The organism is Collinsella sp. CLA-SR-H006, assembly GCF_040097075.1.
GTDB lineage: Bacteria > Actinomycetota > Coriobacteriia > Coriobacteriales > Coriobacteriaceae > Collinsella.
In genome coordinates this window covers 63050-80426 of the sequence record NZ_JBBNPD010000003.1, presented here as the reverse complement: position 1 = coordinate 80426, position 17377 = coordinate 63050, and the positions used below count along the sequence as shown (strand labels likewise).

Genomic DNA, 17377 nt, shown 5'->3' with positions numbered 1-17377 from the left:
ATTGCATCCTTTCAACGATGCGATAGAAGCAACGGCGGGGGCGTGCGTACACCCGTGCACCCCCGCCGCAAATAACCGTGCTAAAACTAGCAGACGGCGTAGTCCTGGGGCTCGCGGCCGTAGTAGGCGTCCAGGTAGAGCTCCTTGATCTCGCTCATGAGCGGGTAGCGCGGGTTAGCGCCGGTGCACTGGTCGTTGAATGCCTGCTCGGTCATCTCGTCGAGGGTGTCGAGGAAGTACTGCTCGTCAACACCGTAGTCGGCGATGGTCTTCTTGACGCCGATGAAGTCCTTGAGCTCCTCGAGCTTCGTGATGAAGTTCTCGAAGACCTCCTTGTCGTCCTTGCCCTCGATGCCGCAGTACTTGGCCATCTCGGCGTAGTTGTGCAGTGCGTTGGGGTAAGGATACTGGGAGAAGGTACCCATCTTGACGGGAGCCTCGGCGGCGTTGTAGCGCATGACGCGAGTCAGGATGACGGCGTTGGCGAGGCCGTGGGGCAGGTGATGGAAAGCGCCGAGCTTGTGGGCCATGGAGTGGTTGAGGCCCAGGAAGGCGTTGGCGAAGGCCATACCGGCCATGCAGGAGGCGTTGTGCATCTCCTCGCGGGCGTGCGGGTCCTTGGCGCCGTTCGTGAAGCTGGAGGGCAGGTTCTCGAAGACGAGCTTAGCAGCGCGCTCGGAGAGGCCCTTGGTGTAGTCGGAAGCCATGATGGAGACGTAGGACTCGATGGCGTGGGTCATGACGTCGATGCCGGAGGCAGCGGTCAGGCCGCGCGGGGCGGTCATGCAGTTGTCGGCGTCGACGATAGCCATGTTGGGGAGCAGCGCGTAGTCGGCGAGCGGCCACTTGATGCCGGTCTCCTTGTCGGTGATGATGGCGAACGGCGTGCACTCGGAGCCGGTACCCGAGGAGGTCGGGACGGCGACGAAGTAGGCCTTCTTGCCCATCTCGGGGAAGGTGAAGATACGCTTGCGGATGTCCATGAAGTCCATGGCCATGTCCTCAAACTTGCACTCGGGGTGCTCGTACATCATCCACATGATCTTGCCGGCGTCCATAGCGGAGCCACCGCCGACGGCGATGATGACGTCCGGCTCAAAGAGAGCCATCTGCTTGGCGCCGCGACGTGCGCACTGCAGCGACGGATCGGGCTCGACGTCGTAGAAGCAGTCGTGGGCGATGCCCATCTCGTCGAGCTTGGCCTCGATGGCGCGGGTGTTGCCATTCTTGAAGAGGAACTGGTCGGTGACGATGAAGGCGCGCTTCTTGCCCATGACGTTGCCAAGCTCGTCGAGGGCGACGGGCGTGGAACCCTTCTTGAAGTAGACCTTCTCGGGAGCGCGGAACCACAGCATGTTCTCACGGCGCTCGGCCACAGTCTTAACGTTGATCAAGTGCTTCACCCCAACGTTCTCGGAGACGGAGTTGCCGCCCCAGGAGCCGCAGCCCAGGGTCAGAGACGGCTTCATGCCAAAGTTGTACAGGTCACCGATGCCGCCGTGCGAGGACGGGGTGTTGATGACGATGCGGCAGGCCTTCATGACGTGCTCGAACAAGCTGATCTTCTCGGCCTGGGCGGGGTGCACGTACAGAGAGGCGGTGTGGCCCGGGCCACCGGCGAGCACCAGGTGCTCGGCCTTGTCGACGGCCTCCTGGAAGTCCTTGGCGTGATACATGGCCAGAACCGGGGAGAGCTTCTCGTGGGAGAACTCCTCCTTGGCGGGGTCAGTGGAGGTGACCTCGGCGATCAGGATCTTGGTCTTGGCGGGAACCTCGATGCCGGCGAGCTCGGCGATCTTGGCGGCAGCCATGCCGGGGATGCGGTGATCGAGAGCGCCGTTCTTGAACATGGCGGCACGCAGGGCCTCCATCTCGGCACCCTGCTTGACGAAGTAGCAGCCGCGCTTCTGGAACTCGGCCTTGACCTGGTCATAGATGGTGTCGATGACGGTCACGGACTGCTCGGAAGCGCAGATCATGCCGTTGTCGAAGGTCTTGGAGTGGATGATGGAGTTGACGGCGAGCAACACGTCGGCGGTGTCGTCGATGACGACCGGGGTGTTACCGGCGCCAACGCCCAGGGCGGGCTTGCCCGAGGAGTAGGCGGCCTTGACCATGCCCGGGCCACCGGTGGCGAGGATGATGTCGACATCGCGCATGACCATGTTGGTCAGCTCGATGGAGGGGACATCGACCCAGCCGATGATGCCCTCGGGAGCGCCGGCCTTGACGGCGGCGTCAAGCACGAGCTTGGCGGCGGCGATGGTGCACTTGGCGGCAGCCGGGTGCGGGGAGATGATGATGGCGTTGCGGGTCTTCAGGCTGATCAGCGTCTTGAAGATCGCGGTGGAGGTGGGGTTGGTCGTCGGGATGACGGCGCCCACGATGCCGATGGGCTCGGCGATCTTGGTGATGCCGTAAGCCTCGTCGCGCTCCAGGACACCACAGGTCTTGGTGTTCTTGTAAGCGTTGTAGATGTACTCTGCGGCGTAGTGGTTCTTGATGACCTTGTCCTCAAGAACGCCGCGGCCGGTCTCCTCGATGGCCATCTTCGCCAACGGGATACGAGCCTTGTTGGCGGCCATGGCGGCCTCATAGAAGATCTTGTCGACCTGCTCCTGCGTGTACGTAGCAAAAAGCGCCTGGGCCTCTCGCATCTGAGCGAGCTTAGCCTCAAGCGCCTCTACGTTGTCCACAATTGCGGGAGTAGTGTTTTCCGGTGACTTTTTCACCATTTGTGTCTCCTTGCGATCGGAGATTTACCCTACGCCTTGCATGATAGCAAGAAATTATTCGGCGAACGGTCAGATTCCTGTAAAAGGCACACTAAAACGCTTCAATTAAATGAAACGTTTTAACTAAAACTATCTGCCAGTGCATCGCCCCGCTCATTGGGGACAGACTTACATGAGTGCTTTCACTCATTTAGGACAGACATCGATTTGTCATTTTGCCGTTCTGGGCCTCTTATTGCCGCTCATTGGATATAAATAAGTTACAGGCTCAGCATTTCGCGTTGCTTCTCTCCTTTTAGGTGTTGCCTGTACAGCTTTGAAAGGAGAGTTTATGCCCCGATGCGCCCGCGCCGTTTCGATCACCGGCTATTACCACATCTATGACCGCGGCAACTCCAAACAGATTATTTTTGAAGATGACTCCGACCGTTATCGTTTCTTATCGGATATCTCGGACAGGTTTGCGCGCCATAAAGTTGCGGTGTTGGCTTGGTGCCTTATGGACAACCACTTCCATTTGATGGTTGATGACCCATTTGACAACCTTTCAAAGGCAATGCAGTGCGCGCTGACGGCATATGCTAAGTATTTCAATGGGAAAACGGGGAGAACGGGGCATCTGTTTGATAATCGCTATTCGCGGGTCGCGGTTGAGTCGGACACGCAGGCGGTACAGCTGCTCGACTATATTCATCTCAATCCCGTGAAAGGTGCGCTCGACTCACTTGAGGCGTACCGCTGGTCAAGCTACAAGGCATATCAGCTTGGCTATGATCCCTTTGACATCTGTGATGCGGCCCCTATGCTCGATATTGTCGGAGGCTCCCGTTGCTATTGCGAGCATCTCGAGGAAGTTGCCGGGCGCATCTGGTCAGTGGATGTTCTTCCACGCCGGCGGATCCCCGATGAGGAGGCTCTTTCCGTTGCGCGCGATGTCCTGCTGAGCATAGATCCTGTGCTGCTCAAGGCCCTGCCACGCCCCGAACGCGATGCCTGCCTGCTGAGGCTCAGGCGGGCACATCTCACGGTCAAGCAAATTGCCCGTATCACCGGTATCGGCGCCACAAGCGTGACCAAGGCCACTGCAGGCTGGAAGGAGGCTGCGTGAGGTAGGGGTCGGAGCCGATCGGGACGCCGCATGCGGGCGCCATGTCTGTCCCCAATGCGTGAAAACACTCATGTAAGTCTGTCCCCAATGAGTGCAAAAAGGCGCCCTCCGTAGGGGAGGACGCCTTTGGTAAGTTCTATGTGAACGCGAGGTCTTTGACCCGGAGAGTCCGAGGTACTTGTTGGTAAGACCTTATTTAGGAGCGCGCAACCTTGCCGGACTTGAGGCAGGTGGAGCAAACGTTCATCTTGCGACGGTGACCATCGACGACGACGTAGACGCGCTGGATGTTGGGGCGGAACTTACGGTTGGTGACGCGGTGAGAGTGGCTGATGGAGCGACCGGCAACGGGGTGCTTACCGCAAACTTCGCAAACTTTGGACATAACTGACCCTCCTTGGGCGACAAACGAACATGTCGCGTTAACAAACAAGCCTGAACTATAGCACAGAAGCAGCTCCCTGTGCGTAATCTACACAGAGATATTTCTCTTTTGGCGATAGTGCTCACGCCACGGCCCTGGACGTAGATCCGATTTGCGTGCAGCAGAGGGGATTATGCCAGCTCGTGCGTACGTTTTCAAGCTCGTCCCACAAATATATATAGGTTTATTGAGCATTGGGCTCCGTTTACGGATTGCCCTGTATTTATGCTCGCAATTAAGCTCGAGGTTGGCTACACTATCCCTTGACCATTAAAGGGGTACGAGATACCCACATGGAATTACATAGCTGCCAAAGAGCAGCCCTTCCTGTGGGTGTCTGGTCCGCTTTGAGCGGTCGGGCATCTATTTTTTTGACTGTGTCAGCAGTCAAGACATGTGAGGAAGGAGATCGATGGGCACGACTTCCCCCAAGGCGGTCATCATGGACGAGACCGCCGTCAATCGAGCGATGACCCGCATCGCGCACGAGATTCTCGAGCGCAACGAGGGCTGTGAAGACCTCGCTCTGGTCGGCATCGTCACGCGCGGCGACCTTCTGGCAAAGAAGCTCGCCGAGGAGATCAAGGAGATCGAGGGCGTCGACGTTCCGCTCGGCAGCCTCGACATCAGCTTCTACCGCGATGACTACGCTACCAATTTCGCTCCCGCGATCCACGCCACCAACATTCCCTTTAGCGTCGACGACAAGCGCGTCGTGCTGGTGGACGACATCCTGTATACGGGCCGTACCATTCGCGCCGCTCTCGACGCCGTCATGGACCTGGGCCGTCCGAGCCGCATTGAGCTGGCAGTCCTCGTTGACCGCGGTCACCGCGAGCTCCCCATCTCGCCGGACTTTGTCGGCAAGAACGTTCCCTCGTCGCATGAGGAGAACGTGCACCTATATATGAAGGAAGTCGACGGCCACACCGCTGTCGAGATTAACGACGTCGCGCCGGGTTCCCACGTGGGCTCCGCGCCGCTGGGAGGTGAGTAGTACCGTGGCGTTCAACCATAAGCACCTGATCGACATTACCGAGTACTCCGAAGAGGACATCAAGCTCATCCTCGAGACCGCCAAGGCGTTCTCCGAGGTCAACGAGCGTGCGATCAAGAAGGTCCCCACGCTCAAGGGCAAGACCATCGTCAACATGTTCAACGAGCCCTCGACGCGCACCCGCAGCTCCTTCGAGCTCGCCGAGAAGCGTCTTTCGGCCGACAGCCTCAACTTTGGCGGCTCCTCGACCTCCACGGTCAAGGGCGAGAGCCTCGTCGACACCGTCGAGACCCTCAACGCCTATAAGATCGACTGCATCGTCGTGCGAGATAAGCATGCCGGTGCTCCCTACATCGTCACGCAGAACTCGCCCGCGAGCGTCATCTGCGCCGGCGACGGCAAGCACAACCATCCCACGCAGGCCCTGCTCGACCTGTACACCATCTGGGAGCACAAGGGCGACTTCCACGGTCTGAAGGTTGCCGTCGTCGGCGATATCGCGCACTCCCGTGTCTGCGGCTCGCTGATCCCCGCCCTTAAGATCATGGGCTGCGAGACCTACGCCGTCGCCCCCGGCACGCTGCTGCCGCCGGCGCCCGAGGTCCTGGGCTGCGACCACGTGACGAGCGACCTCGATTCCGTCCTGCCCGAGCTGGACGTCGTCTACATGCTGCGCGTGCAGCAGGAGCGCCTCGAGGGCGCCCCGTTCCCGACCATTCGTGAGTACCACAAGCTCTTCGGTCTGACCAAGGACCGCGAGAAGCTCATGAAGCCCGATGCGATCATCTGCCACCCGGGCCCCATCAACCGCGGCGTCGAGTTCGACTCCTATATGGCCGACCACCCGCAACGCTCCGTCATCCTGGAGCAGGTCTACGCCGGTATCTGCGTGCGTATGGCTATCCTGTATCTGCTGCTTGGAGGTGCCGATAATGGCCTTGCTTCTTAAGAATGCCCACGTCGTCGACCCGTCCGTCGATCTTGACGGTGTCGTTGACGTCCTGATTGACGGCGACAAGATCGCCGAGGTCGGCGAGAATCTCGCCGTCGAGGGAGCCGAGGTCCGCGACCTTTCCGGCAAGTACCTCGTCCCCGGCCTGGTGGATATGCACGTTCACCTTCGCGAGCCCGGCTATGAGGTCAAAGAGGACATCGAGAGCGGCACCCGCGCAGCTGCCAAGGGCGGCTTTACCGGCGTGTGCGCCATGCCCAATACCGATCCCGTCACCGATAACGGCACCGTCGTGGAGTTCGTCAAGTCCCGCGCTGCCGAGGTCGGTCACTGCCGCGTCTATCCGTCGGGCGCCATGACCCGCGGTCTTAAGGGCGAGGCCATGTCCGAGATGGGCGATATGGTCGCCCACGGTGTTGTCGCCTTTACCGACGACGGTCGCGGCGTGCAGGGCGCGGGCATGCTCCGTCGTTGCATGGACTACGGCAAGATGTTCGGCAAGGTTTTTATGAGCCACTGCCAGGACGAGGACCTGGTCGGCCACGGCCAGATCAACGAGGGCAAGGTCTCGACCCGTCTGGCTCTCGAGGGCTGGCCGGCTGCCGGCGAGGAGCTCCAGATCGCTCGCGACATCGAGATCGCCAAGCTGACCGGTGCCAAGCTGCACATCCAGCACATCTCCACCGCCCATGGCCTGGAGATCGTGCGTGCCGGTAAGGCCGCCGGTGTCCAGGTGACCTGCGAGGCCACCCCGCACCACATGTTCCTGACCGAGAACGACTTGGACGAGACCTACAACACCTCGCTCAAGGTCAATCCGCCGCTGCGCACCGACGAGGACGCCGAGGCCATTCGTCAGGGCGTCATCGATGGTACCGTCGACGTGATCGTTACCGATCACGCTCCGCACACCCCGTGGGAGAAGGCCCGCGAGTTCGAGCTCGCACCCTTTGGCATGATCGGCCTCGAGACCTCGCTGTCGCTCGTGCTCACCGAGCTGGTCAACACGGGCAAGATGAGCATGGGCCGTATGGTCGAGCTCATGGCCATCAAGCCGCGTGAGATCCTGGGCCTCGACCAGGTTCAGGTTAAGGCGGGCTCCGTTGCCGACCTGACCGTGTTCGACGCGTCCGCCACCTGGACGGTCGGCGAGGACGGCTACGAGTCGCGCGCCGAGAACTCCGGTTTCGCCGGCCGCACGCTTACCGGTCGTGCCACCGATGTGTTTGTCGGCGGTAAGCAGACGCTCGCCGACGGCTGCATCTGCTAGCATAGCCTTATCGCTTTTGTGCGCGGTGCCCTTGCGGTGCCGCGCTTTCTGTTCGTTTGGACCATGCAACCGCATGGGGGATTGGAGCGTCTATGCCCACACCTTCCACTGCACGCATGCACGACTTCGAGGTCGTCTCGAACCAGGAGATCGCCGACGGCATCTTCTCGCTCGTCATTTCGGCCCCCAAGCTTGCAAGTGCGCTCAAGCCCGGTCAGTTTGTGAACATTGCCGTACCCGGCGATGCGTCCTCGCTGCTTCGCGTGCCCCTGAGCTTCTATCGCGCCGACGCCCAGGCCGGCACCGTCGAGCTGTGGTACGCCGTCGTGGGCGACGACACCCGTCGTCTGTCGCAGATGGCTCCCGGTTCCACCTCTAATCTGCTGGGCCCTGGCGGCCGCGGCTGGTTTGTTCCCGAGGGCACCAGGAAGGCGCTGCTCGTGGCGGGCGGCATCGGCGTTCCGCCCGTGCTGTGCCTTGCCGGCAAGCTTGCCGAGCAGGGCGTGGATGTCGACGTGTGCCTGGGCTTTGGCACCGCTTCCAAGGCCGTGGGTGTCGATGAGTTCCGCGCGCTGGGCGCCATGGTTAACGTGTGCACCGACGACGGCTCGCTTGGCATGCACGGTTTTTGCACCGACCCGGCAGCCGAGCTGCTTGGCAAGGGTGGCTACGACTACGTCGCCAGCTGCGGCCCCGCCGTCATGATGAAGAAGGTCGCCGCCGCTGCCGCCGAGGCCGGTGCGTACTGCGAGGTGTCGCTCGAGCGCATGATGAGCTGTGGCTTTGGCGCCTGCAACACCTGCAATGTCGAGACGGTCGACGGTATGAAGGGCGCCTGCATGTGCGGCCCCGTGTTCGATGCTTCCAAGGTGGTGGTCTTCTAGTGGGTACCGTGAACATGGCCGTCGATTTCGGCGGCGTCAAGATGCAGAACCCCATCAACACCGCAGCCGGTACCTTTGGCTACGGTTGGCAGTTCCAGAACTTCTTTGATGTTTCCCAGCTGGGTGCCATCACCACCAAGGGTTGCGCTGCCGAGCCCTGGCCCGGCAACCCCGCGCCCCGCATGGCCGAGATCCCCGGCGGTATGATCAACTCCGTGGGCCTTCAGAACCCCGGCGTGGCCGCCTTTGCCCGCGAGTCCGGTCCGTGGCTCGAACAGCTGTCCAAGGACGGCTGCCAGGTCATCTGTCAGGTTGCCGGCCACTCCGTTGACGAGTTTGTCCGCGCACTCGAGATGTATGTCGAGCTGTGCCCTTGGGCTGCCGGCTACGAGATCAACGTGAGCTGCCCTAATATCGCCGCCGGCGGTGCCGCCATGGGCTCCACGCCCGAGGGCGCCTCTTCCGTTATGGCTGCCTGCCGCAAGGTGACCGATAAGCCGCTTTTCGTGAAGATGGCGCCGGTCAACGTCGCCGAGATCGCCAAGGCCCTCGAGGCTGCCGGCGCCGACGGCCTTTCGGTCATCAACTCCATCCAGGGCATGGCCATCGACGTCCATACCCGCAAGTCCCGCGTGGCCAAGCCCAAGGGCGGCCTTTCGGGCCCGCTGTGCCACCACATCGCCGTTCGCATGGTCTGGGAGGTCGCCCAGGCCGTCGATATCCCCATCAACGGCGTCGGCGGTGTCATGACCGGCGAGGATGCGGCTGAGTTTATCCTGGCTGGCGCCACCTGCGTGTCGGTCGGCATGGCCAACTTCGTCGATCCGTGCGCTTCGCTCAAGATTGCGCATGAGCTCGAGGCCTGGGCCGAGTCCCAGGGCGTGAAGGACATCAACGAACTGGTAGGTGCGTTCGAATGCTAGAGACCGATGCCCGCGACCGCGTAATCGTCGCTCTCGACTGCGACCGTGAGCGTGCGCTCGAGCTTGCCCACGAGCTTTCGGGCCATGCCGCTTGGCTCAAAGTTGGCATGACGCTCTATTACGCTGAGGGCCCCGAGATCGTCAAGACCTTTAAGGACCTGGGCTTTAAGGTCTTCCTTGACCTTAAGTTCCATGATATTCCGCATCAGGTTCGCGGTGCCGCCTGTTCGGCCTCGCTTGCCGGTGCCGACCTGCTTTCGGTCCACGGCTTGGGTTCGGGTGCCATGCTCGCTGCCTGCCGCGAGGGTGCCGAGGAGGCGCGCGAGGACCGCGCCAGGCTCGTCGCCATCACCGTGCTCACGAGTATGAATCAGGATGCCTTGAGCGAGATCGGCGTCGAGTCGCCCGTGGCCGAGGAGGCCGCCCGCCTGGCAAAGCTCGCTCAGGCCAACGGCATCGATGGCATCGTGTGCTCGCCGATGGAGGCTCACGACATGCGTGAGCTGCTGGGTCCCGATGCTCTGATCGTGACTCCGGGTGTGCGTCCGGTGGGTGCCGCCTTAGGCGACCAGTCCCGCGTGGCGACGCCTTCCCAGGCTATCGAGCGTGGCGCAAGCCACATTGTGGTGGGCCGTCCCATCACTGGCGCCGACGATCCGGTTGCCGCCTTTGACGCTATTGTCGCTGAGCTGGTCGAAAACGTCGCCTAAAAGATTCCCCTAAGTCACCACTTTTGGGTCTCATTAGCACAAAATAGCCCCTGTGCCTGCGTAAACTTTCCCATCCTTTGTGTGGAATCGCAGGTCAGGGGCTTAACTTTGGGCGCAGTATATTGCACTTTTTGCGGGTATCGTCTAACCTATGGAGCCGCGATTGGGCATTTTGTACGTTCTACGTGCTAAAATGCCAATTATTGAATCAGATATAACCCAACTTTTTGGAGGTACGAATGGCACTCCCTCAGCTTACCGATGAGCAGCGCAAGCAGGCTCTTGAGAAGGCTGCTGCCGCACGTCACGCCCGCGCTGAGCTTCGCGAGCAGATCAAGAAGGGCGAGAAGTCCCTCGAGTCCGTGCTCAACTCCGATGACCCCATCGCTTCCCGCATGAAGGTTTCCACCCTCATCGAGTCTCTCCCTGGTTATGGCAAGGCCAAGGCCGCCAAGATCATGGAGGAGCTCGGTATCTCCGCTACCCGTCGCGTCCAGGGCCTCGGCGTCCGTCAGCGCGAGCAGCTCCTCGAGCAGCTGACCAAATAAGTGAGCGCTCAGGATTCCAAGCTCTTTGTGATTTCTGGACCGTCAGGCGCAGGCAAGGGTACGCTCGTCACTCGTGTGCGCGAGCGCCGCTCGAATCTGGGCCTGACGGTTTCGGCTACCACGCGAGCACCACGTAAAGGTGAGGTCGACGGCGTCAACTACTTTTTTCTGACGCGCGAGGAGTTCGACCGCCGCGTGGCAAACGGTGAGTTTGTTGAGTGGGCCGAGGTCCACGGTAACTGCTACGGCACGTTGGTGAGCGAGGTCACATCCAAGCTCGCCTCGGGCGCCTCTCTGATTTTGGAGATCGATGTCCAGGGTGCCCTGCAGGTTAAGGAGCGTTTCCCCGAGGCCGTGCTGATCTTTATCAAGCCGCCTTCGCTTGAGGTGCTCCGCGAGCGTCTGGTCGGTCGCGGTACCGAGACGCCCGAGACGATTGAGCTGCGTATGGCAAACGCCGCCCATGAGCTTGCCCTTGCCGACCGCTACGACGACGTCGTGGTAAATGACGATCTCGACCGCGCGACCGATGAGCTCGTTCGCGTTCTCGATATGCATGAAAGGATCTGAGGTCCGTGTCCGTTGTAAAGCCTTGCATTGACGATCTTCTGGAGAAGACCGATCACAACCGCTTCCTGCTCGCTTCGCTTGCCTCCAAGCGCGCCTGCGACATCAACAGCATGCTGCGTGGCCAGCACAACCGCGTGCTTGCCGTCCAGGATGTCGATGACATCACCATCGGGCTTTCCGGTGCCGATACCATCTCGATGGCAATGGACGAGATTGTCGATGGCGACATCTCTTACGACGAGGCCCGTTACGAGAAGGCGCTCGGCCACAAGGTTGCTGAAGCCTAAATGGCGGCTCGCGTCTGCCTGGTCCACTATCACGAGGTTGGACTGAAGGGTAAGAACCGCGCACATTTTGAGCATATCCTCATGGATAACATCAAGGCGGCCTTGGCCGCCTTTTCCGTGAATGCCGTGTCTCGAATTTCCGGTTATATCCTCGTGACCTTTAACGAGCATCAGGCCGACGAGGCGGCGCGTGTCATTCGCACCGTTCCCGGCGTTGCCCGCGTGTCCCTGGCATATCACACGAACCGCGACCCGCAGGAGTACTGCGCCGCCGCCGTGAAGGCGCTGCGCGAGTTCGGTACCTTCGAGTCGTTTAAGGTGCACGCCAAGCGCTCCAATACCGACTATGAGCTCACTTCGATTGACATCAATCGTCAGGTGGGCGAGGTGTTGTGTGAGGCCTTCCCCGATAAAAAGGTTCAGATGCACGATTCCGACGCTATGGTGCACGTACTGGTGGTCCAGGGTAGCGTTTATGTGTACGCGCGCTCCGAGCGTGGCGTTGGCGGTCTGCCGGTGGGTTCTGCCGGCAAGGTCGTGACGCTGTTGTCGTCGGGTATCGATTCTCCGGTGGCGACCTGGATGCTCGCGCGTCGCGGCGCGGTGTGCGTGCCGGTACATTTCTCCGGCCGTCCGCAGACGCCCGATACGAGCGAGTATTTGGTGCAGGACATCATCCGTGCGCTTGAGCCGGGTGTCCAGATCGGTCGCCTGTACGTAGTCCCGTTTGGCGACTGCCAGCGCGAGATTTCGGCCACCTGCCCCAGCAATCTGCGCGTGATTATGTACCGTCGCATCATGTATTCGGTTGCCGAGCGCATTGCGCACATCGAGGGCGCCAAGGCTATCGTGACCGGCGAATCGCTCGGTCAGGTTGCCTCCCAGACGCTTGAGAACATCATGGCCGTCAACGAGGCCGTGAAGATCCCCGTGTTCCGTCCTCTCATCGGTTCGGACAAGCAGGAGATCATCGCGCGCGCCGAGGAGATCGGTACGTTCGATATCTCGACTGAGGCTGCGCCCGACTGCTGCACGCTGTTTATGCCGCGTCGTCCCGAGACGCACGCTAAACTCGATGCCGTGCATGAGGCCTGGGAGTTGTTCGATCACGAGGAGATGATCGAGCGCCTGCTCAAGCAGACCGAGTACATCGACTTCGAGAGCAACACGTATAAGGCCCCTAAGACCTTAAAACGCAAACATTCGGAGCTTGCTCCGCGTGAGATTTACCAAGATCACGAGTAATTTTGTGCATAGATCGACGATGCGCCTGCATCGTCGGTCTTTTGCTATCTGGGCATTTTGCGGCTAAGTGTTCATTTGCTGACGTGTGCCTGAATAATTGGACAGATTTGTGCAAGGTTTTGGTCGGTTTTTGGTTTGACCGCTAAAACCGGTTTTGGAGCGTGGCTGTTGCAGGGCTCTTTTCCTGACACGATGTTGTTGGGAGGTTTTGCTATGGCGCAGCGCGAACAACACGAACGGGTCAAACGGATGGACCGCTTGGCGGACAAGCTGCTCGGTCATAAGGCAGTGGTGATGGCGATACTGGTCGTCATTGCGATGGCGAGTGGACTGGCGATGGCGAACCTTGGCGGCGGTGCCGGCAGTGTGTCGTTTGAGCGCACTGATGGTTCGGGTTCGTTAGTGGAGCCGGGATCCGGCGATGCCTCGAGCGGAAAGACATCCGAAGGCTCTTCGCCTAAGGCGTCTGCCGCGGCAGAGGTTTATGTCGATGTTGATGGCGCCGTTGTGTCGCCCGGTGTATACCGCCTCAAGGACGGCGCTCGGGTGGCTCAGGCGATTGATGCCGCCGGCGGGCTGGCGCCCGAGGCAGACGTTACGGGGCTCAATCGGGCATCTAAGATCGTCGATGGACAGAAGATTCACGTTCCAACGGTAGGGGAGCAGCAGGCGTCCATTGCGGAAGCTGGTGTTGATGGTGGGGCTTCCGCATCATCGGGCGTGAGTGGCGCAACAGGCCTAGTAAATATCAATACGGCAAGCGCGGCAGAACTGCAGACGCTCTCTGGCATCGGTCCCTCCATGGCCCAGTCGATTATCGATGAGCGGACAAAGAACGGTGCTTTTGCCTCGGTTGACGATCTGATGCGTGTGTCGGGAATCGGCGAGAAGAAGCTTGCCAAAATCAAAGATTCCATCTGCGTATGAGTGCGACCGAGCGCGAGCATGTGATGCCTCCGCGGCCTCTGATGCCGTGGACGATGGCCCTGTGTGCCGGCATGTGCATGAGCTGCGCCTTGGTGCTCAACGTGGCCGCCGATGCGCTGCTGTGGGAGCGGGCTTCGGCGGTCGGGCCGCTTTGGGCCATCCCCGTTGCGGCGGCGGTATTCGTTGTGCTGGCTCAATCTTGTGCGTGGCTTGTCCCTTGGAAGCGGTGGCTGTATGCCGCGTCCGTCGGTCTTGTGGCGGGAGCGGTCGTCTCGGCCTGGTGGGCTGTGGGCGCGCTCAGCGCCTCGAAGGCGCTCGACGGTCGAGCGGCAAGCAGCCTTGAGTTTGTCGTGCAGGGTGATCCATCCATAAACGACGACGTGTATTCCTATACCTGCGAGGCACGCGCGGACGGTAAGAACTTGGCAACGGTTCGCCTATCGTGTGACCGCGAGCTCAAGGTCGGGGCGCACGCGCGTGTTATCGGTCGCGTTTCACGTTTTGAGAACGATGCGTATGGACGATCGCGCGTGCTCCGAGGCGAGGTACGTAAGGTTAAAGTCGTTCGGATTTTGTCGGTCGATGAGGACTCTCCGGGGCCGCTTCTTCGGATGCGAAATGGGCTGCTTGCGTCCATCGCGCCTGCGACCGACCCGGCGCGTGCACTCATAGCCGGTGTCGCCTGCGGTCGTTCGGCCGAGCTGCGCGCCCAGCCGGCGGGCGACTGGTTTTCGGTGACGGGAACGGCGCATCTTATCGCCGTCTCGGGCAGCCATTTGGCTATCGTGGGGTTTGTAATCGAGGGTGTATTGCAAAAGACTCGGTGCTCACGTGGTCTTCAGCGGGCGATATTGGCGATAACGCTTGTGGGCTACGTTGCCTTTACGGGCGCGTCTCCCTCGGCCGTGCGCGCGTGCTGCATGGTGTTCGCGACGCTTGTCGTAAACGGCGCGGGGCGTCGCCGGCACGGACTTTCGGCACTCTTCGTAACCATGTCCATCTTTGTGCTGCTGCGGCCGACGGTTCTGTTCGAGATGGGCTTTCAGCTTTCATGTGCCAGCGTCTTAGCCATTCTGTGCTTTTGCCCCTATGCGACCTACGCTTTGGGTGAGCTTAGTGTTCCGTCGGGCGTTGCCGGCATGCTTTCCGTCACGCTGTGCTCGCAACTGGCGACACTTCCCATTACCATTCCTGCCTTCGGTACGTTCTCGCTCATTGCTCCGCTGGCAAATGCGGTCCTCGGTCCGGTGGTGAGCGTACTGCTCGTCGTGTCGATCGTGCTGGTTCCCTTTTCGCTCGTGGCGCCGTTGCGGACTTGGGCGCTCGTTGTGCCCATGATTGCCGCCCGTTGCGCGCTGTTCTTTGAGCAGCTGTTTGCCGCCGTGCCGGGTGCATCCGTGAGCGTGCCGCCCGATAGCATGTGGATTTACCTAGTGCCGTGTTTGCTGGCGGTTCTGCTGGTCTGGTGGCCGCGTCCCCGTGCACGTCCTATGGCGGTGGGGCTTGCATGCCTGGTGCTCTTGGCTGCGATTCCGTACGCCTACTGGGATCGATTCGCTCCGCCTTCGGTGACGGTGCTCGATGTGGGCCAGGCCGATGCGATTCTTATTCGCCAGGGCGGCGCAGTGGCGCTCGTCGACTGCGGGCTCGACGAGCGCGTGGTGGCGGCGTTGGTTCGCAATAACGTGCACCATATCGATGCCGTCTTTGTGACGCATTGGGATGAGGACCACTGGGGTGGTCTGCCTGCCGTGCTCGAACAGTTTTCGGTCGGAACGATTGCCGTGGCGGCGGATGCGCTGGATGATGCTCCTGCCGAGGTATTGAACCGACCTGGCGTGGAGTATCGGCAGGTGTGCCGTGGGGATACGGTCGACATCGGCTCTTTTTGCGCCCGCGTGGTGTGGCCATTCGAGTCCGTGGATGGCGAGGGAAATGAGGACTCACTTGTCCTGTTGCTCTCTTATGTTCAGGAAGGCAAGGGCCTGCGCATACTCCTCACCGGTGATGCCGAGCTTGACCAAGAACGGGAATTCGTGCAGGAAGTGGGGGATATCGATGTCCTTAAACTTGGGCATCACGGCTCTAAGGTTTCAGTTGATGGTGAGTTGCTGGACGTCCTGAAGCCCGAGCTTTCCCTCGCGAGCGCGGGCGAGGGGAATCGATACGGCCATCCGTCCGATGCCTGCATCGATGCCGTTAAGGAAGCGGGCGGCGTGTTCGCGTGCACCATCGAACACGGAGACATTACCGTCACGCCGACTGCGAATGGCTTTGCGATGCGATGCCAGCGACCGTGACGACGTCGTTGGCGTGTGGTGGGCCCCTGGGCTAGAATGGCACGGAACGAATACGAAGGCCTGCGGGAGGGGAGCGCAATGTCCGAAACCGGTCTGCTGCCGGCATATCTGATTGTCGGTACCGACGGAGTCAAGCGCGGTCACGCCGTCTCGCGTATGAAAGCGCGTCTGGAAAAGTCGGGTATGGTTGAGTTCAACCTCGACGAGCGCGACATGACCAAGGACCCCGATATCGAGTCCATTATCGGATCGCTTAACACCTTTCCGATGGGCAGCGAGTTTCGCCTGGTAATCCTTGACGGCTGCTCAAAGCTCGCCAAGGCGGTCTCGGAGCCGCTCGTCGAGTATCTGGCGAGTCCCAGCCCCACAACGGTCTGCCTCATCATCGCCGACTCGCTTGCCAAGAACACGCGCCTGTATAAGGCGATCGCCAAGATCGACAAGAAGGCTGTGATCGATTGCTCCGGCACCAAGCGCTGGGAGCTACCGCGCCGCGTGCAGCAGATGGCGACGCAGCACGGCAAGTCGATCTCGACGGCGGCCGCCGAGGAGCTCGTCTCGCGTTCGGGTGAAAACACTCGCATGCTCGATAACGACTTGGCTAAGCTTGCTCAGATGGTCGAGGCGCCCCAGATTGAGCTTGCCGATGTGGAGCGCTGGATTGTGCGCACTGCCGAGGTTCAACCCTGGGACTTTCTCAATGCGGTCTCGGCCCGTGACATGCGACGCTCGCTCGAGCTTTTCAATCTATTGCCCGCTAAGAGCTACGTGTGGACTTATACATTGCTGTGCGGCCGCATCCGCGAGCTGATCGTCGCCAAGGCGCTCGATGCGCGCGGTCAGGGTCGTGAGCTGGCCGCAACACTTAAGCTCCAGTCCTGGCAGGTCAAGAATCACCTGACCTGGGCACGTCGCTTTTCGATGGCAGAGCTCGTTGCCGCGCTCGAGGGCGCGGTCGATGTGGAGCTCGCACTGAAGGGTTCGGCCGATTCTCAGACCGCGCTTTTGCTCTGGATTACGAACATCTTGAGAAAATCGTGATGATACCTGCCTATTTGACAAATTCGTTCTATCCCTTTGAGGGGGAGCGTGCTATAGTAGGCGCTTGCATGACCTCACCGTGTCTCAGAGGTGTCATACATTTTTTGCAAGGAACTCGAAAGGAACTCCAGAAGTGGCAAACATCAAGTCTCAGAAGAAGCGTATCCGCACCAATGAGGCAGCTCGCATGCGTAACAAGGCTGTCAAGTCCGAGCTCAAGACGCTGACCAAGCACGTCCAGTCCGCCGTCGCCGAGGGCGACGCCGAGAAGGCCCAGGCTGCCCTCAAGACCGTCACCAAGCGTCTCGACATGGCTGCCGCCAAGCATGTTATCCACAAGAACCAGGCTTCCAACCGCAAGTCCGGTCTTGCCAAGCTCGTGAACAGCATCAACGCCTAAGTTGTAAATTTCACACCACACAGATTACGCGCATAAATGGAGCCTGTTTTATGGAA

At 60.5% G+C, this 17377-nt stretch carries 17 protein-coding genes; 15 read left to right on the top strand and 2 right to left on the bottom strand.

What is annotated here, in order from left to right; genetic code table 11:
- Window positions 1-86: 86 nt before the first annotated feature.
- Complete coding sequence (gene adhE, locus AAA069_RS03080; RefSeq protein WP_117797767.1) at window positions 87-2735, bottom strand: bifunctional acetaldehyde-CoA/alcohol dehydrogenase; 2649 nt, start codon at window positions 2733-2735, stop codon at window positions 87-89.
- A 331-nt stretch (window positions 2736-3066) separates the two neighbouring features.
- Between adhE and AAA069_RS03075 the strand changes: the two genes are divergently transcribed.
- Window positions 3067-3843 (top strand): transposase, encoded by a 777-nt coding sequence (locus tag AAA069_RS03075; RefSeq protein WP_349127536.1) that lies wholly within the window; start codon window positions 3067-3069, stop codon window positions 3841-3843.
- A 196-nt stretch (window positions 3844-4039) separates the two neighbouring features.
- Here the strand turns inward: AAA069_RS03075 and rpmB are convergent, their stop codons facing one another.
- Window positions 4040-4228 (bottom strand): 50S ribosomal protein L28, encoded by a 189-nt coding sequence (gene rpmB / locus AAA069_RS03070; RefSeq protein WP_022094725.1) that lies wholly within the window; start codon window positions 4226-4228, stop codon window positions 4040-4042.
- Window positions 4229-4679: 451 nt separating this feature from the next.
- On the opposite strand from rpmB, the gene pyrR reads away from it, so the two are divergent.
- The 14 genes from pyrR to rpsT all read left to right on the top strand — a co-directional run bounded on the left by pyrR (window position 4680) and on the right by rpsT (window position 17321).
- Window positions 4680-5264 carry a bifunctional pyr operon transcriptional regulator/uracil phosphoribosyltransferase PyrR gene (gene pyrR / locus AAA069_RS03065; protein WP_349127535.1) on the top strand — a complete coding sequence of 195 codons (585 nt, stop codon included), beginning with the start codon at window positions 4680-4682 and terminating at the stop codon, window positions 5262-5264.
- Window positions 5265-5268: 4 nt separating this feature from the next.
- Window positions 5269-6213 carry an aspartate carbamoyltransferase catalytic subunit gene (locus AAA069_RS03060; protein ID WP_035138537.1) on the top strand — a complete coding sequence of 315 codons (945 nt, stop codon included), beginning with the start codon at window positions 5269-5271 and terminating at the stop codon, window positions 6211-6213.
- Window positions 6197-7486 (top strand): dihydroorotase, encoded by a 1290-nt coding sequence (locus tag AAA069_RS03055; RefSeq protein WP_349127534.1) that lies wholly within the window; start codon window positions 6197-6199, stop codon window positions 7484-7486. Before AAA069_RS03060 ends, AAA069_RS03055 begins: the two co-directional genes overlap by 17 nt.
- 116 nt (window positions 7487-7602) lie before the next feature.
- Window positions 7603-8370, top strand: a complete 768-nt coding sequence (locus AAA069_RS03050; protein ID WP_349127572.1) for a dihydroorotate dehydrogenase electron transfer subunit — start codon at window positions 7603-7605, stop codon at window positions 8368-8370.
- Window positions 8370-9293, top strand: a complete 924-nt coding sequence (locus AAA069_RS03045) for a dihydroorotate dehydrogenase (RefSeq protein ID WP_022094721.1) — start codon at window positions 8370-8372, stop codon at window positions 9291-9293. Before AAA069_RS03050 ends, AAA069_RS03045 begins: the two co-directional genes overlap by 1 nt.
- Window positions 9287-10003: an orotidine-5'-phosphate decarboxylase gene (gene pyrF, locus AAA069_RS03040; protein WP_349127533.1), complete on the top strand. Its 717-nt coding sequence runs from the start codon at window positions 9287-9289 to the stop codon at window positions 10001-10003. Before AAA069_RS03045 ends, pyrF begins: the two co-directional genes overlap by 7 nt.
- 239 nt (window positions 10004-10242) lie before the next feature.
- Window positions 10243-10551 (top strand): integration host factor, actinobacterial type, encoded by a 309-nt coding sequence (mihF, locus tag AAA069_RS03035; protein ID WP_006236130.1) that lies wholly within the window; start codon window positions 10243-10245, stop codon window positions 10549-10551.
- Window positions 10552-11121 carry a guanylate kinase gene (gmk, locus tag AAA069_RS03030; protein ID WP_349127532.1) on the top strand — a complete coding sequence of 190 codons (570 nt, stop codon included), beginning with the start codon at window positions 10552-10554 and terminating at the stop codon, window positions 11119-11121.
- Between the two features lie 5 nt (window positions 11122-11126).
- Window positions 11127-11408 (top strand): DNA-directed RNA polymerase subunit omega, encoded by a 282-nt coding sequence (locus AAA069_RS03025; protein WP_035138532.1) that lies wholly within the window; start codon window positions 11127-11129, stop codon window positions 11406-11408.
- Window positions 11409-12653, top strand: a complete 1245-nt coding sequence (gene thiI, locus AAA069_RS03020; protein WP_349127531.1) for a tRNA uracil 4-sulfurtransferase ThiI — start codon at window positions 11409-11411, stop codon at window positions 12651-12653. It begins immediately after the preceding gene.
- 249 nt (window positions 12654-12902) lie between these two features.
- Window positions 12903-13580 carry a helix-hairpin-helix domain-containing protein gene (locus tag AAA069_RS03015; protein ID WP_349127530.1) on the top strand — a complete coding sequence of 226 codons (678 nt, stop codon included), beginning with the start codon at window positions 12903-12905 and terminating at the stop codon, window positions 13578-13580.
- Window positions 13577-15880 (top strand): DNA internalization-related competence protein ComEC/Rec2, encoded by a 2304-nt coding sequence (locus tag AAA069_RS03010; protein WP_349127529.1) that lies wholly within the window; start codon window positions 13577-13579, stop codon window positions 15878-15880. Before AAA069_RS03015 ends, AAA069_RS03010 begins: the two co-directional genes overlap by 4 nt.
- Window positions 15881-15958: 78 nt before the next feature.
- A complete protein-coding gene (gene holA / locus AAA069_RS03005) occupies window positions 15959-16921 on the top strand; it encodes a DNA polymerase III subunit delta (protein WP_349127528.1) in 963 nt (320 codons plus the stop codon).
- Between the two features lie 133 nt (window positions 16922-17054).
- A complete protein-coding gene (gene rpsT / locus AAA069_RS03000; protein ID WP_022094714.1) occupies window positions 17055-17321 on the top strand; it encodes a 30S ribosomal protein S20 in 267 nt (88 codons plus the stop codon).
- Window positions 17322-17377 lie beyond the last annotated feature (56 nt).